Annotated in this window: 17 protein-coding genes; 5 read left to right on the top strand and 12 right to left on the bottom strand. The window is 32.6% G+C overall.

Annotation, left to right across the window (positions count from 1 at the left end; translation table 11 throughout):
* The first annotated feature begins 23 nt into the window (after positions 1–23).
* Positions 24–761, top strand: coding sequence for an MlaE family ABC transporter permease (locus DU428_RS09930; RefSeq protein ID WP_072351338.1), 738 nt, complete (start codon positions 24–26; stop codon positions 759–761).
* Positions 761–1,528, top strand: coding sequence for an ABC transporter ATP-binding protein (locus tag DU428_RS09935; protein ID WP_072351339.1), 768 nt, complete (start codon positions 761–763; stop codon positions 1,526–1,528). Before DU428_RS09930 ends, DU428_RS09935 begins: the two co-directional genes overlap by 1 nt.
* A gap of 47 nt (positions 1,529–1,575) precedes the next feature.
* Here the strand turns inward: DU428_RS09935 and DU428_RS09940 are convergent, their stop codons facing one another.
* The 3 genes from DU428_RS09940 to DU428_RS09950 all read right to left on the bottom strand — a co-directional run bounded on the left by DU428_RS09940 (position 1,576) and on the right by DU428_RS09950 (position 4,878).
* On the bottom strand, positions 1,576–3,069 hold the full coding sequence (locus tag DU428_RS09940) for a DUF389 domain-containing protein (protein ID WP_113966472.1): 1,494 nt from the start codon (positions 3,067–3,069) through the stop codon (positions 1,576–1,578).
* Between the two features lie 2 nt (positions 3,070–3,071).
* Entirely contained in the window at positions 3,072–4,151 is a 1,080-nt protein-coding gene (locus tag DU428_RS09945) for a mannose-1-phosphate guanylyltransferase (protein WP_113966473.1), read from the bottom strand.
* Between the two features lie 109 nt (positions 4,152–4,260).
* Entirely contained in the window at positions 4,261–4,878 is a 618-nt protein-coding gene (locus DU428_RS09950) for a SprT-like domain-containing protein (RefSeq protein WP_113966474.1), read from the bottom strand.
* 168 nt (positions 4,879–5,046) lie between these two features.
* On the opposite strand from DU428_RS09950, the gene DU428_RS09955 reads away from it, so the two are divergent.
* Positions 5,047–6,222 (top strand): LETM1-related biofilm-associated protein, encoded by a 1,176-nt coding sequence (locus DU428_RS09955; protein ID WP_113966475.1) that lies wholly within the window; start codon positions 5,047–5,049, stop codon positions 6,220–6,222.
* 22 nt (positions 6,223–6,244) lie between these two features.
* Here DU428_RS09955 and DU428_RS09960 read toward each other — a convergent pair whose 3' ends face one another.
* The 9 genes from DU428_RS09960 to DU428_RS10000 all read right to left on the bottom strand — a co-directional run bounded on the left by DU428_RS09960 (position 6,245) and on the right by DU428_RS10000 (position 14,662).
* Positions 6,245–6,991 carry an energy transducer TonB gene (locus tag DU428_RS09960; RefSeq protein WP_072351344.1) on the bottom strand — a complete coding sequence of 249 codons (747 nt, stop codon included), beginning with the start codon at positions 6,989–6,991 and terminating at the stop codon, positions 6,245–6,247.
* Positions 6,992–7,215: 224 nt separating this feature from the next.
* The gene (gene guaB / locus DU428_RS09965; RefSeq protein WP_072351345.1) at positions 7,216–8,688 is read right to left on the bottom strand and encodes an IMP dehydrogenase; all 1,473 of its coding nucleotides are present in this window, start codon (positions 8,686–8,688) and stop codon (positions 7,216–7,218) included.
* 84 nt (positions 8,689–8,772) lie between these two features.
* Positions 8,773–9,474, bottom strand: coding sequence for an Insecticidal toxin complex protein (locus DU428_RS09970; protein WP_072351346.1), 702 nt, complete (start codon positions 9,472–9,474; stop codon positions 8,773–8,775).
* A 33-nt stretch (positions 9,475–9,507) separates the two neighbouring features.
* Positions 9,508–10,011 carry a hypothetical protein gene (locus tag DU428_RS09975; protein ID WP_072351347.1) on the bottom strand — a complete coding sequence of 168 codons (504 nt, stop codon included), beginning with the start codon at positions 10,009–10,011 and terminating at the stop codon, positions 9,508–9,510.
* The gene (locus DU428_RS09980) at positions 10,012–10,539 is read right to left on the bottom strand and encodes an FMN-binding protein (RefSeq protein ID WP_072351348.1); all 528 of its coding nucleotides are present in this window, start codon (positions 10,537–10,539) and stop codon (positions 10,012–10,014) included.
* A gap of 155 nt (positions 10,540–10,694) precedes the next feature.
* Positions 10,695–11,858, bottom strand: a complete 1,164-nt coding sequence (locus DU428_RS09985) for a porin family protein (RefSeq protein ID WP_072351349.1) — start codon at positions 11,856–11,858, stop codon at positions 10,695–10,697.
* A 208-nt stretch (positions 11,859–12,066) separates the two neighbouring features.
* Entirely contained in the window at positions 12,067–12,930 is an 864-nt protein-coding gene (locus tag DU428_RS09990) for a hydroxymethylglutaryl-CoA lyase (protein ID WP_072351350.1), read from the bottom strand.
* 79 nt (positions 12,931–13,009) lie between these two features.
* The gene (locus DU428_RS09995) at positions 13,010–13,627 is read right to left on the bottom strand and encodes a LysE family translocator (protein ID WP_113966476.1); all 618 of its coding nucleotides are present in this window, start codon (positions 13,625–13,627) and stop codon (positions 13,010–13,012) included.
* A gap of 3 nt (positions 13,628–13,630) precedes the next feature.
* Positions 13,631–14,662, bottom strand: coding sequence for a quinone-dependent dihydroorotate dehydrogenase (locus tag DU428_RS10000; RefSeq protein WP_113966477.1), 1,032 nt, complete (start codon positions 14,660–14,662; stop codon positions 13,631–13,633).
* Between the two features lie 100 nt (positions 14,663–14,762).
* Between DU428_RS10000 and pepT the strand changes: the two genes are divergently transcribed.
* Together pepT and DU428_RS10010 are read left to right on the top strand one after the other, a co-directional pair.
* Entirely contained in the window at positions 14,763–16,001 is a 1,239-nt protein-coding gene (gene pepT / locus DU428_RS10005) for a peptidase T (RefSeq protein ID WP_113966498.1), read from the top strand.
* Positions 16,002–16,115: 114 nt separating this feature from the next.
* A complete protein-coding gene (locus tag DU428_RS10010; protein ID WP_113966478.1) occupies positions 16,116–16,715 on the top strand; it encodes a YdeI/OmpD-associated family protein in 600 nt (199 codons plus the stop codon).
* Positions 16,716–16,792 lie beyond the last annotated feature (77 nt).

Here is a 16,792-nt window from a genome sequence, read left to right on the forward strand (position 1 = left end):
CTTTAGCAGTAACAAATTTATTTATGACATACCTTCATAATATAGGAGCTTATTTTTTAATGATTAAAGATATGTTTCGCAAGCCAACAAAATGGTCTGTGATGAAAACTTTAATATTTAAAGACATTGACGATCTTATCATAGGATCTCTGGGCATCGTTGCATTTATCTCTTTTTTCGTAGGAGGTGTTGTAACCATTCAAACAGCGTTAAATATTACCAGCCCATTTATTCCTGAGTATCTAGTTGGTTTTGCTACAAGACAATCTATTATACTAGAATTTGCTCCAACCTTTATCTCTATTATTATGGCTGGTAAAGTTGGATCCTTTATAACCTCTAGTATTGGTACCATGCGTGTTACCGAACAAATAGACGCTCTAGAAGTAATGGGAATAAACGCTATTAACTACTTGGTTTTCCCTAAGTTTATTGCTCTTATGCTCTACCCTTTTGTGATTTCTATCGCAATGTTTTTAGGAATTGTTGGTGGAATGGCTGCCTGTGTTCTAGGAGGATATAGTTCGCTAGAAGCTTATATTATTGGTGTTCAAACAGACTTTATACCTTTTCATATTACTTACGCTTTTATTAAAACTTTTGTTTTCGCCTTTGTTCTTGCAACCATTCCTTCTTTTTATGGGTTTTACATGAAAGGTGGAGCTCTTGAGGTTGGTAAGGCTAGTACCACTTCCTTTGTATGGACTAGTGTGGTAATTATACTTTTAAATTATGTATTAACACAAATGTTACTAAGCTAATGATAGAAGTTAAAGATTTACAAAAGTCCTTTGGAGACGCTCATATTTTAAAAGGTATTAGTACAACTTTTGAGAATGGTAAAACCAGTTTAATTATTGGACAATCTGGTTCTGGAAAAACCGTATTTTTAAAATGTTTACTTGGACTTTTTGAAAAGGATTCCGGAACTATTACTTATGATGGAAACATATATTCGGAATTAAGTGACGAACAAAAACGTAATTTGAGAAGTGAAATGGGAATGGTTTTTCAAGGCTCTGCCCTTTTTGATTCTATGACCATTGCCGAAAATGTCATGTTCCCACTTCGTATGTTCACCAAACAAAGTAAAAGTGAAATGCAAGACCGCGTTAACTTTGTACTAAAGCGAGTTAACCTTCCTGATGCACATAAAAAAATGCCTAGCGAAGCTTCTGGAGGAATGCAAAAACGTGTTGCTATTGCTAGGGCTATTGTAAACAATCCAAAGTATTTATTTTGCGATGAACCTAACTCTGGTTTAGATCCAAAAACAGCGATTGTTATTGATAATTTAATTCAGGAAATTACAGAAGAATATAATATTACTACCATCATCAACTCCCATGATATGAACTCTGTAATGGAAATTGGTGAGAAAATTGTGTTTTTAAAAGACGGTCTAAAAGCTTGGGAAGGTTCTAAAAACACTATTTTTAAAACAGATAACGAAGCTGTTACAGATTTTGTTTACTCTTCGGAATTGTTTAAAAAAGTAAGAAAAATGTATCTAGAGGAAAATCAGTAATCGAATTCCTTTAAATACATTTTAATCTATTTCTTTCTATTTTAAAACTAAGACTTCTGTTTCACTACCAAAGTATCTAATTTAAACTTTAGCTTCAGCCAGCTTTCTAATTTCTTACTTTCTTTATCCCTTAGTTTCGGAGTTGTCTGAGACTCATTCCATTTTACAGTAAATACTGCTATTGTATCTATTGTAGAAAAGTCTGAACGAATTTCTTTCGCATAAGATAATTGTTCCACATTTTCATAATTGATTTTCACTTCTTGAGTTAATTCTTCAAAAGGAATATGATCGCGTTCTATCTTAGCTAACTTTCTAAGTCTATCTTCTAAGAAATTAATCTTCTCCTGTTGCGTCATTAAATCCAAAGAGTCACGCTGACGCAATTCTTCCATATACTCCAGGTTATTAATCACCTTATTCTTAAACTGATTAACATGTAGCTCTGCATCTTTCAAAGAAGTATAACTATTTAGTCTTTTTTGTAAAACAGCTACTGTTGCATCTGGAATTTCATCTGCACCGAAAGTTGTTAACTCAATAGTAGATTTATCTTTTGGGTTATAAACTATCGTAGCGTGTTTTTTAATATACTTTGCATTTGGTAAAGCTTCTAATTCATGAGAAATAAACCTTTTTGCATCATTATTAAAATTACTTTCACGCAATACACTCAAGAAAGTAATAACTGCAGGAACCATTGCTAAAACAGCTACAAAAGAAGCTACTTGTGATATCCGTTTACGCTTTGCTGAATTAGCATATTTAAGCATTGGAAAACGTAAAACCTTAAGCACTAAGAATGTTGCTAAGGCAATAAAAATAGTATTGATTGTAAATAAATATAATGCTCCTGTAGCAAATTGCAAACCGACTGCCAAATCATCATTTAAGGCATAGGCTAAACCATATCCAACCGTACATAAAGGAGGCATTAAGGCTGTAGCAATAGCAACACCAAAAATAACAGAGGCAATAGTTCCTTTTTTCGTTCTAGCAATAATAAGAGCTAAACCACCAAAAAAGGCAATAAGTACATCACGAATATCTGGTTTTGTTCTTGCTAATAACTCTGATGATTGTTCTTGTAGCGGAAAAAATTTAAAAAATAAAAATGCCGTTAAAACACTTAGTAAAATCATTACTCCAAAGTTGATTAACGATTTTTTTAAAGTATCAATATCATTAATAGCTACCGAAAGCCCGATACCAAGAATAGGCCCCATTAAGGGAGAAATTAACATGGCTCCAATTACAACTGCTGTAGAATTGGCGTTTAACCCAACAGAAGCAACAAATACAGAACAAATTAAAATCCATGCTGTTGCACCTTTGAAAGGAATATCACCTTTAATAGCGTCTATCGTTGCGTCTCTATCTGTGTCATCTCTAAAGTCTAAGAGTTCACTAATAAATTGCTTGATACTATGAAACAGCCCTTTGGCCCCTTCTTTTACAGCGTCTTTAGACTGTTTTACAGCCTGCTCTTTCGCATCGTTTTCTTCTTCTTCAGAAAAATTGAATTTACTTTCTTCACTCATAATTAACCATAGTTTTCTCCAAAATTATCTTTTACTTCCTGAAGAACCTTTTTAATATCCTGTTCTTTTGTCTTCGGAAATATAAGCAAAACTTCGTCTTTATCTACAATAATATAATCTTGAATACCATCTACCACCACAATTTTATCTTTATTGGTGCGTATCATGTTTCCAGAAGCATCTTCGGTAATTGTTCTTGCATTAACTACAGCGTTTTGATTTTCGTCCTTTGGCAGTTTATCATATAAACTTCCCCAGGTTCCTAAATCATTCCAATCGAAGGTTGCAGGTAATACAAAAACATTTTCAGATTTTTCCATAATGGCATAATCCACCGAAATATTTTCTGCTTTCGGATAGTTTTCTAAAATGAAATCTTCCTCAAGCTCTGAATTATACACCGAAAAACCTTGCGCAAATAAATCGTATAATTCTGGCTGTTTATTTTTAAATGCCTTCACAACACTTTCTGCACTCCACATAAAAATTCCAGCATTCCAAAGGAAATTTCCTCTTGCTATAAATTCTTTTGCCGTATTATAATCTGGTTTTTCCCTAAACTGATTTACTTCTTTTACCGCTACGCTGGCATCTTTATCAAACTCAATATAACCAAAGCCTGTATTTGGGAAAGTTGGCTGAATCCCTAGTGTCATTAAGGCATCGTTTTCTGCACAAAACTCAAATGCTTGATGTACGTTTTCAATAAATGCATTTTCGTCTTCAATCCAATGATCACTTGGTGCAACAATCATTACTGCATCTTTATTTTCCTTCTGAATTTTTAACGAAGCATATAAAATACATGGTGCTGTGTTACGCATAGCTGGCTCTAAAACAAGCTGTCTACTTGTTACTTGAGGCAACTGCTGAAGCACTAAATCATTATAGCGTTCATTGGTTAAAATGAATATATTTTCTTGCGGAATTATTTTTGCTAGTCGGTTAAAAGTCTTTTGTATAAGCGTTTCTCCTGTTCCTAACATATCGTGGAACTGCTTTGGGAATTCCTGCGTACTTACAGGCCAAAATCTAGATCCTACTCCACCTGCCATTAAAATGGCGTAATTGTTTTTATTCATACTCTATCATTCTTGCGAAGACAAGAATTTATTTTATTAAAATGGATGATTCTCGATGAGATTTCCACTTTACTCATTAATTTACTTACTATAAATATTTATTTCCTTATTAGGAGATTTCTGCCTGCTTAGGAGTAACAATTTCCACCTCAGCATTCGGATTGAAAAGATACAACTTTCCTGTTTTAACCTCAACAGCTTCAAAACGTTTTACTCTTTTCTCTCCTTTCTTAAAAATCCTTCCGTTATACAACTTAAACGTACTGCCATAAGGAACTTCAAAAATAAAGGTTTTATCATTAGGTCCGTCTAATTCTTTTAACGCTAACGAAAGATTAACATCTGTATCACTACTTGCTTTTGGGTTTCTAAAGTGATTTGCTATTAAAGGTAATAATTGCTCAGGGAAAACCTTCGGGTTTATAAGCGGAAGCATTAACCGTTGAAAAGTATATTTCCATTCTTTTCCGTGGGGTTTTATAAACCTGCCATATTTTTCAAAAGCTTCAAAATGTGCAATCTCATGAATTAGGGTAATTAAAAACCTATAACTATTTAAGTTAGCATTTATGGTAATTTGGTGTCTGTTATTAGGGAGTTTTCTATAATCTCCATGACGTGTTTTGCGTTCTTTCTTCACTTTTACCACCAAATCATCATGCTTTAGTAAGTCTAAAACATAAGGCACAGCCTGCTCTGGTATATAATTTTGAAGCGTTTTTTGCATAAGACAAAAATAGCAGAAATTTTCTAATAGATTCAGTAAAATACTACTAACCTTTAGCTTATGATTTTAGTTTTTATAACAACATCTATTTTTTAACAGGTATAATCTTTTACATATAGTTTTCTTTATCAGAAACAATTATATTTACAGCATTCTAATTAATAAACCATGAACCCATCTGCAAACGGTTGGATAAATAAGTTACTTAACACCTTAGAAGGTAATGAAACTATTCAGGAAACTTCTATTAGTGACTTTTTTATTGCCTTACGTGAAAGTGGATTTATTTATGGAAACAATGTAGCTATTGTTCAAAATTTAATTGAGAATATTGACTATACCAGTGAAGAGATTTGTAAAATAAATTTATTTCTTTCTTTATATTTTTCGCATCAAAAGCTTCATTCATCGGAAGACTTTGTAGATTCTGTGATAGACTTTTACACTAAAATTGAAGAATATAAAACTTCTTTTTTCCGGGAACTACTTGGAGAAAAAAAATCTCCAGGTTTACTAGAGAAGATTATTCATAAACGTGTTTTAATTGACGACAATCTACTATCTAAGAGCTTCAATTATTTTATTACCAATGCACTTTTATACATTGATGTTCTTGCTTATAAACACTATTTAAAGAACAAAACAATCACTAAAGACTATATCAAGAATATAGAATCCTCTTTAGAAACCATTGTTTTATCTGTTTTAAATTCGAAACAAACCAAAACAGATTATGACCATAGTTTAATTAAGTTGTTTGAACAATCACTTCGCTACCAAAAGAAATATGATAGCACGTATCAAGAGGCAATTTCGTTTATTAATAGCGAACTAGAAGCCCAATATATTTTAGACATGGCTTGCATGGCTACCTGGACAGATGCCGAAATTGATAAAAAAGAACAGGTTTTCTTAAATAAGTTGGGTACAGACTTACACCTAAATGAGGAAAAAATAAATGAATCGGTTCAAGCAATCACCAAGTTTTTCCACAACTATAAAGACCAAATTTTATTACTAGGCTCGAAAAATATTGTAAAAACTTTTTACGATAACTCTAGTAGTATGGTAAGCAAGCTAATTTCTAGAAACAGTAAACGATTATATAAAGAATTATCTGAAAGTAAAGAATTGATGCTTCTTATTTCTCAGTCTACTGTTAGAGATTTAACAGAGGAAGAACAAAAAAAAGTACAAGCACAGTTATTAGATATTTTTAAATCGATACCAAGTCTTGCTATTTTCATGCTACCTGGAGGTGCTTTATTACTACCATTGGTGATAAAATTTATTCCAAAACTTCTACCAAGTGCTTTTGATGACAACAGAATTGAAGAAGATTAATCACATCCCCTTCAGCAACTTATTAATCTTGTAATTTAAACATAATTGGAATAGAGTATGGTACACTCACTGCTCTATCTCGCTGTCTTCCGGGAGTCATTTTAGGTAATTCGCTTATAATTCTGTTTGCTTCTTTTTCTAGAGACTTATCTGGACCTCTGGTTTTAATATTCACCACATTCCCATTAGCATCTACAATAAACATCACATACACCCTACCTTGAATTCCTAAGTCTTGCGCATTGGAAGGGTATTTAAACGTCTTTTTTATATGCTCTAGGACTTTGTCGTTAAAACACTTTTTAAGTTGTTCTTTAGTGCCAGTACATCCTGGAAAGACAGGAACACTTTCTACAATCGCAAAGGGTACTTCTGTTTCTTCTTCTATCTCCTCGACAACTTCAACATCTTCTGCTTTTACAACATCTACAACCCTTTCTTCTACGTATTCCTCCTGACTAGTTTCGGAACTTTCAATAAGCGTTTCAACCACATCTACTTTATCATCTACAACGATAATTTCTTCTGGAGCTGCAAGAACAACAGGTGGTGGCGGTGGAGGTGGCGGGGGTGTATTTATATTTATTATAGGAATATCTTCTTCTAATTCCTGTTCAATATCAACAATTTCTTCTTCTACAAGCCCTTTGTCGTAGGTTTTATATTCAATAGCTTTCCAAGCAAACAATAGCATGATATTTAATCCTATAAGAAAATAAATAGTGCTGTTTCTGCCAACATCAATTTTAGGATTTTTCTTTAGTCTCATCACGTTATTATTAATAGTATTTAATTTACTACTTTTTTAAATAATAAACTATGATTTTAACTAAAATAAACTACTTAACAAACTAACTACTAGACAATTAAAACAAACACATATTCATACATCTAAACTAAAAGTATAAAAGACCCCGTATGAAGTAGCATCAAATAAAAAGGTTTAAACTTCTTATATAGCAATAAAAATTCCCGCTATTGCGGGAATTTATATCATCTAGAATAATTTGGTGATTCTTTTGTAATGGTGACATCATGTGGGTGACTCTCATTGATTCCGGAAGCAGTTATTTTTACAAACTGACCTGTTTCTTTAAGCGTTTCCACATCTTTTGCTCCGCAGTACCCCATTCCTGCACGTAAACCTCCTACAAACTGGTGAATACTTTCAACCAATTCTCCTTTATAAGCTACACGTCCAACAATTCCTTCTGGAACTAATTTTTTAATATCATCTTCTACATCTTGGAAGTATCTGTCTTTAGATCCTTGTTTCATAGCTTCCACAGAACCCATTCCTCTATAAGACTTGTATTTTCTTCCTTCGTATATAATTGTTTCTCCTGGTGATTCTTTAGTACCTGCAAGAAGCGAACCTAACATTACGGTATCTGCTCCTGCTGCAATAGCTTTAGGAATATCTCCTGTATAACGAATTCCTCCGTCTGCAATAACAGGAACTCCAGAACCTTTAATTGCTGCTGCTACTTCTAATACTGCAGAAAATTGCGGAAATCCTACTCCTGCTACAACACGAGTTGTACAAATGGATCCAGGACCGATTCCTACTTTTACCGCATCTGCTCCAGCTTCTACTAAATATTTAGCCGCTGCAGCTGTTGCTATATTTCCAACAATTACATCTAATTGTGGGAATTTCTTTTTAACTTCTTTTAAAACGGTTACCACACCTTTTGTGTGTCCGTGAGCAGTATCAATAATAACTGCATCTACACCAGAATTCACTAAAGCTTCCGCACGATCTACAGCATCTGCAGTAACACCTATTGCCGCAGCAACTCGTAATCTTCCGAAAGAATCTTTATTTGAAATTGGTTTCTGGGTAAGTTTTGTAATATCTCTAAAGGTAATTAAACCTGCTAGTTTATAGTTTTCGCCAACAATAAGTAGTTTTTCAATTTTATGTTGGTTTAAAATGCCTTCTGCGTCTTGTAAGGAAGTTCCAACTGGAGCAGTTACTAGGTTTTCGCTAGTCATTACTTCAACAATTGGTCTAGAGTTTACTTTTTCAAAACGTAAATCTCTGTTTGTAACAATTCCTTTTAAAGTTCCGTTTGCATCTACTATTGGAATTCCTCCAATACTATGCTCTGCCATATTTTGCTTAGCATCTAGTACGGTTGCATCTGTAGTTAATGTTACAGGATCTGTTATCATACCACTTTCTGCTCGTTTTACTTTACGTACTTCGTTGGCTTGTTGTGCAATAGTCATGTTTTTATGTAAAACACCTATTCCTCCTTCTCTAGCAATAGCAATTGCCATAGCACTTTCTGTAACAGTATCCATCGCTGCAGAAATAATTGGAATGTTAAGGGTGATGTTACGTGTAAACTTTGTTTGAATGTTGACTTCGCGTGGTAAGACTTCGGAAAATGCTGGAACTAATAGTACGTCATCGTATGTTAATCCTTCTCCTACAATTTTGTTTTCGTGTGCTGTCATGATGCAATTAAGGTATAATTGCAGGCAAATTTACATTTTTTTTATTTTATATCTTTAAAAGAAATAATATATTTAATAAGTAATCTAATAATTATTTTCACAATAGCTTCGCAGAATATTTAAAGCGTACTCATAGCGGGTTCTAGCATTAGAAATATCTCCTTTAAATCTAATTTCTCTTGGAACCATCAAACTATAAAAGCCTTTTCCTTTTGCCATTCTTTCAATAGTGATCTTACTTCTCTCGTTTATAGTTTCATAAATAGGATACAGCCACTTTTCTTGTTCTAAATGAATGATATTGTCATCCCATTGTAAAGCTTCTTTTCCTTGTAATATTTCAGTAGAAAAATACAGCTCTTTCATTTTTGTAAAAGCAGCATCAAAAACTGTTTTATTTCCTTGTTTCGCATAGGCTTTTACTTTCTTGTCTGTAAAAAAATTAAACGGAAAGGATTTTATTAGCTTCAACTTATTTGCTATAAAATGAGCCATTTTGGGCCAAACTACTTCATGGCCTTTTTTCTCCAAGGAAGAATAATACCATTTATAAAAATCTCTTCTTTGTTTTATGGAAGTATATTCTTCTGGAAGGTTATTTTGAAGATTATAGATATTGGCTTGCTGCCAAACCTTGGTGTTTTGTTTTCTATCGGAACTTAACCAATCCCTTTCTGCTAAGGTAATTTGGTTTGTTTCTTTTTGATAATGTTGAAGACTTTTCCATTCCTTTGAAAAGGAAGAAATAGACAACAAACATAATATTCCGAAGAAAAATTGCTTCATTATTGCGTTAATATGAAGCCTAAAGTACGAGAATTATTTTTGAAGCGACTTATCGCCTACGAATAATTGATATAAAATAATAAGAATTGAAACGGTAAAAGTAAGCGTCATTAGTGCTCCTGAAAATGCGACAATATACTTCATCCACAGAAAACCTTTCCATAACATAAAGATACCACCAAAAGTAAGAACCACCGAGATAAAAGGCTCTACCATTAAAAAGGTCTTTAATTTTCTTGATAATTTTGTAGTGCTTAATAATAAACCTACCAAAAAGAAAATAATAGACATAGAAAGGATATGGTTATGCACTAGGGTAAGCATTTCCTTTTCACTTTTCTTAAACTTCATTACAGTTGCTTCTTCATCTAGCTCATTCCCTAGATATTGTTCTTCGATGCCATTTGGGTTTGCTGAAGTTGTTTCATTAACAAATAAAAGTCCGGTAAAAAAACCAATGCTTAATACTACAACAAATGCAGCGATGAAAAGCTTTAACTCCTTTGGAAACGAAAATATCAAACCGTTTAATTGCATTTACAGTAGCTGTTTTTTATGAAGTATTTTTAATGAAGCTAATAAGTTATTCATAGCATTAGTCATAGAGCGAACAGAAATTGTAGCTCCAGAAATTGCCATGATATTATCGTTATAACGAAGCTCGTCATTCTGAGTTTTTCCTACAAATTGTTTTAACCATCGTTTGCTTCCTATTTCACCACCATAGTCTTCACGATAAATAAGGACTTTTGTTTTTAAAACAATTAAATCTTTATCTAATAAAACCAAATAATCAAATTCATCTGTTTTACTCGGAGCTTTAGCAACATAAGCATAGCCTAAAAGTTTTCCTTTACTTTTTATAGAGAATAAATTGTCTTCTCCAAAACTAGCAGGGAGTGTACTTGCTACATCTTTAGAGATAACTTTCGCTTTAAACTCAAAGGTTTCTAGATCAAAAACTTCTTTTATTTCTTTATCTACTTTCTTTTGTATGTTTTTTGGCAATCCGAAAGAAAGCATACTTAAAGAGACTAGTAATAAAAATATTTGTTTAAAATTCATAGTGCAAAAATATTGTATTTATTCGCATTTATCATGCCATAATCACTAAAATAACTAATAGCTAAAGTAAAAAACATTGCTTTTTCTTTAGCTATTAGTTTGACTAAAACATTCGGTTCTTTCCGAAGGTAGTTAACTAAGACGTTTGTCTTGTATTAAAACCAAACTCCAAAACCTATATTTAACTGACCTTTAGCATCATTACCAACTGCTTTATTATCTAATATTTGGTAATCTGCTTTAACAACTGCTCCGTTAGCAATATGGTAACTTAAACCAGCAGTTATTTCTTGTCTATTATAACCTAAGTTTCTAGTAATATTAGCATCTTTTGTTCCTGCATGTGTATCATATTCTTCATAACGAACAAATGCATCTAGTTTCTGCTCTTTAGATAATGGTAAAAGGTTATAAGCTGCTTCTGCATACCAACCTCTTAATTCGCTACCTAAATCTGCATCATATAAATCATTATACTCATCTGCATCACTAATTAAAGCATGAATATATTGTCCTCTAGCTGAAAAACGTTGGTTGATATAACGAGCATCTAATCCAAACATAGAAATACCTACATCTGCACCGTCAATGTCTTGCACATCATCTTCTGCTTGCGTTCTTCCGAAGTATCCAGAAAGTCCTAAACGTAAACCTGAAATACCGTAATAATCTACTTTAGCAGAAAGGTTTGGTGTATTAACTGTAGACTCTGCTCCTTTTTGACGTCCGTTACGTAATCCGTTTTTACCTCCTAAAGTTTTGTCTCCGTTTAATGAAGTAAAGCCATTAAAGATATACGCTTGGTAACGTAAAGATGCTTCATTGTATTTTCCTGTTACACCAACTCCAATTTCTCTCCAAGTTGTAGGAACAATACTTTTATCCATATTAGGACGCTCCACACCATTGTAGGTTGTTGGCTCATGGTATTCGTTTATAATTCCCATAGGAACTAACATTAAACCTCCACGAATATTTAACCTATCGTTTAAGCTATAGTTTAAGAAAGCTTGCTCAACGTAAAGTTCCTTTACGTGTTCGTACTCTATTTCTGTAACAAACTGTACTTTATCACTAAATTTATAACCTAAAAGCATCACTAAACGGTGAACATCTAAATTTCCGTTTGCACCTTCTGGTTGGTTATAATCTACTTGTGCATAACCTCCAACTGTAATTCCTTTAGACGCATTTCCATTAAGAATGTTTTGAAGTGCGTTATCTTGATTGTTTTGTGTTGCTGTAGTGTCTTGAGCCACTGTTTGCGAAAATGCTACGATAGAACATAACATTAAAATGGGAAGTAATAGTTTTTTCATTTTACCTTATTGTTATTTAGACTTGATATAAATAATTAATTGTTTGCGGGTGCAAAAGTAAAAACGATTATCACTTACACAAATTTTATTTAGATTTATTTTAAATAAAATTTAAAATAAAATAAAAAACACTAATATTTAAGCATTTACAATATGTTAAAATTGAAATGAAAAATAGAAACTATAAATAAGTACGGAAAAAACCTATTTAATGATATATTGAAAAGATTTTTGTAGCTTCATTATAGGCACTTTCAAAAGATAAAGCATTTAAATCATGAACCTTTTTTGTAGTTAAATAAGAAAGTACTTTTTCGGTTGGCATATTACCTGTTAATTCATCTTTAGCCATTGGGCATCCGCCAAAACCTTGAATTGCTCCATCAAAACGTCTGCAGCCTGCATTGTATGCTGCATCTACTTTTTCAAACCATGAAGTTGGTGTCGTGTGTAAGTGCGCTCCGAATTCTATATCTGTATATTTAGGAATAAGATTAGAAAATAAATAATCTATATTTTCTGGGTTAGAACTTCCTACAGTATCGCTAAGCGAAAGGATTTTAACACCCATTTTACTTAAACGTTCTGTCCACTCTCCTACTATATCCACATCCCAAGGATCACCATATGGATTTCCAAACCCCATAGAGATATACACAACAACTTGTTTGTTATGTTTATGAGCTAAGTCTAAAACATCTTGTAAAAGTAAAACCGATTGCGCGATGGTTTTATGCGTATTACGCATCTGGAAGTTTTCTGAAATTGAAAAAGGATAACCTAAATAATCTATTTCAGGATGCTGACAAGCAGCTTCTGCACCACGCAAATTTGCTACAATAGCTAATAATTTACTAGTAGTTTTACTCAAGTCTAACCTTGACAAAACCTCAGCTGTATCTACCATCTGTGGTATTGCTTTTGGAGAAACAAAACTACCAAAATCAATAGTATCAAACCCTACTCTTAATAGAGACTGAATATACTGCACCTTCTGCTCTGTTGGAATAAATTGTTTTATTCCTTGCATAGCATCTCTTGGGCATTCAATAACTTTTACGTGGTCTTTCATTTGAAGTCAAAGATAAAAAAGATTAGTAGATACAAAAACGTTTTTATAGGATTATGATAATAGATACGCTTCAAAAAGCTTAAAGCAAAATTAAAATAGCAATACCTATAAATACAATAATTTGTAACCATTTTAAAACTACTCCTAGATTCTTATTTTTTTTTATATAATCTGAAATACTTCCTGCTAATATTGCTATAGAAGAAAATAATATGAGTGAAACAAACATAAATATAAATCCTAGAACATAAAACTGAAAAACGGCACTTAAACTATCGCTGAATAGGAATCCTGGAAAAAAAGCCAAAAAGAAAATAGACACTTTAGGATTAAGCACATTCATAATAAACCCTTGTTTAAATAATTGGCTTAAACTCTTTTTGTGCACATTTTCGTTACATAATAGAATTCTAGAATCGCCTTTAAAAACTTTATAAGCTAGATAAAGCAAATAAAATGCTCCAAATAACTTGATATAAAAAAACAGGGTATCATTTTCTTTAATTACCGCCGAAACTCCAAATGCTAAAAATGTTGTGTGAATAATACAACCAGAAATCAGTCCTGCTACTGTAGCCAAACCATATTTTTTTCCGTTTGTAATACTTTGTATTAAAACATAAATATTATCGGGCCCAGGAGAAATAGCTAGGGCTGCAGTAGCCAAAACAAAAGAAAATAATAATTCGTAATGCATAGATTACGAATTTAAAATAGCTTTATTAATTTCTTTTATAAGCTTCGGACCTTCGTAAATAAAGCCTGTATAAATTTGAACTAAATCTGCTCCTGCTTCAATTTTTTCTAAAGCATCTTCGGCAGAGTGAATTCCTCCAACACCAATGATCGGAAAGGCTTTATTACTTTTATCTGCTAAATATTTTATTACCTGTGTAGATTTTTCTTTAATTGGTTGTCCACTTAATCCTCCATTACCAATTTGCTCTAATTCTGCTTCACTTGCCTTTAACCCTGTTCTATCGGTAGATGTATTACTTGCTATAACTCCGTCTAGATTAGTTTCTGCAATAAGCGCCACAATTTCATCTAATTGTCCGTTATTTAAATCTGGAGCTATTTTTAATAATAGAGGTTTTTGTGTTGTAAAAGTTCTATTCGCTTTTTGTACCGTGCCGATTAATTCTAATAAATATTCTTTATCATTTAACTTGGCATGGCTACCCACATTCGGACAACTTACATTCAGTACAAAATAATCTACATAAGGATGCAGTGCGTTAAAACATGCTAAATAATCTTCTGTATAATCTTCTGGTTTCGTTTGGGTGTTTTTTCCGATATTTCCACCAATGATAAGTTTTCCTTTATTCTTTTTTAGTTGCTTAATTGCTGCTTCAAGTCCTTCATTATTAAATCCCATTCTATTAATAATTCCTTGATCTGCTTTAAGTCGGAATAATCTCTTTTTAGGATTTCCTGCCTGCCCTTTAGGTGTAACCGTTCCTATTTCAATAAAACCAAACCCAAAGTTTGCTAACTCATTATATAGTACCGCGTTTTTATCAAAACCAGCAGCTAAACCTACAGGATTCTTAAAAGTTAAACCGAAAAGTTTTCGTTCTAACCTAGCATCTTCCACCACATACATGCTTTTTAGCAAAGAAGAAATTCCCGGAATTTTACTAGTAAATTGAATGAGTGAGAAAGTGAAATGGTGAATTTTCTCTGGATCGAAAAGAAAAAATATTGGTCTAAGGAGTAATTTGTACATCTAATAATATTTGCGCAAAAATACTCCTAAAAAATGTGATATACAATTTATATTAAGATTGAATAATTGTACCTTTATGCCTTCAAAAAAAATTCATAAAATGATTACTAAAGAAGACATTATAAAACGATTTGTAAGCTATGTAACTGTAGACACAGAGTCTGATCCAGAAAGCACAGCTACCCCTAGTACTGCTAAGCAATGGGATTTAGCTAATGCATTGGTAGAAGAGCTAAAAGCTATTGGTATGCAAGATGTAACTATTGATGACAAAGCATATATCATGGCTACTTTACCAAGTAATATAGATCATGATGTACCAACTATAGGTTTTATTTCTCACTTTGATACTTCACCAGATTTTACTGGAGCAAATGTAAAGCCGCAAATCATCGAAAGTTATGATGGAAAGGATATTGTTTTAAATGAAAAAGAAGGCATTGTACTTTCTCCTGATTATTTTGAAGATCTACTTCTGTACAAAGGACAAACCTTAATTACTACAGACGGAACTACTCTTTTAGGTGCCGATGATAAAGCGGGGATTACGGAAATAGTATCTGCTATGGAGTATTTAATCAAGCATCCTGAAATCAAACACGGAAAAATTAGAGTTGGTTTTACACCAGACGAAGAAATTGGTCGTGGAGCACACCATTTTGATGTAGAAAAATTTGGTGCTGATTGGGCTTATACTATGGACGGAAGCCAAATTGGTGAGCTTGAATACGAAAACTTTAATGCAGCAGGAGCTGTTGTAAAAGTAAAAGGGAAAATTGTTCACCCAGGTTATGCTAAAGGAAAAATGATAAACTCCATGTATATTGCTACCGAGTTTATCAATTCGCTTCCAAGAATGGAAACCCCAGAACATACTGAAGGTTACGAAGGATTCTTTCATCTATATTCTGTAAAAGGAGAAGTTGAAGAAACAGTACTTCAATACATCATACGTGATCATGACAAAGGTCATTTTGAAGCACGTAAAGAAATGATGCAGAAACTTACAGACGAGTTGAATGCTCAATACGGACGTGAAGTAGTAACTATTGAAATTAAAGATCAATACTACAACATGAAAGAAAAAGTAGAACCAGTAATGCATATTGTAGATATCGCTGAAGAAGCAATGAAACAATTAAACATTAAACCACTTATCAAAGCTATTCGTGGTGGAACAGATGGATCCCAATTAAGTTATATGGGATTACCTTGCCCGAATATTTTTGCTGGAGGACATAACTTCCACGGAAGATATGAGTATGTTCCTGTAGAAAGTATGATTAAAGCTACAGAAGTAATTTGTAGAATAGCAGAACTAACGGCAGAAAAGAAATAAGCTTTTCTACTTTTACATTAAATACCAAACCCATAATTTCTTAAGATTTTATGGGTTTTATTTTGAATTATATTCTCATTTAAAAATTGTAATTTTATAACAAACTGAAATTAAATGAAAAAAGCAAAATCGGTGGAAGAGTATATTGAAAACAACGCACATTTTGAAGAAGCGTTACATATACTTCGAGATATAATAAACGAAACAGAACTTAATGAATCTATAAAATGGAATGCTCCTGTATATGATTTAAACGGAAAAAATGTAGTTGGTCTTGGAGCTTTTAAAAAACATTTTGGCATTTGGTTTTTTAATGGAGTCTTCCTGAAAGACGAAAATAACCTCCTTGAAAAAGCACAAGAAAAGACTAAAGGGCTTCGACAAATGCGATTTACTTCTAAAGAAGAAATTGATAAGCATGTAGTGCTTGCCTACGTAAAAGAAGCTATAGAAAACCAAAAGCTTGGTAAAGAAATTAAAGCTTCAAGAACAACGCAAAAAGACATTAATATTCCAATAGAATTAAAAAAGGAAATAAATATAAACGCTGCGCTACAAGGTGCTTTTAAGACACTTTCTCCTTCAAAGCAACGAGAATATTCTGAATATATAAATTCTGCTAAAAAAGAATCTACAAGGCTATCTAGGTTAGAAAAAATAAAGCCAATGATTATACAAGGTATGGGTTTACATGATAAGTATAAAAGTTGCTAGTATATTGAAATAAAATGCAACATATTATAAAAGCAAAAAGCATCAAAAGAAAATTCTTTTGATGCTTTTTTTATATC

The organism is Oceanihabitans sediminis, assembly GCF_003337215.1.
GTDB classification, from domain to species: domain Bacteria; phylum Bacteroidota; class Bacteroidia; order Flavobacteriales; family Flavobacteriaceae; genus Oceanihabitans; species Oceanihabitans sediminis.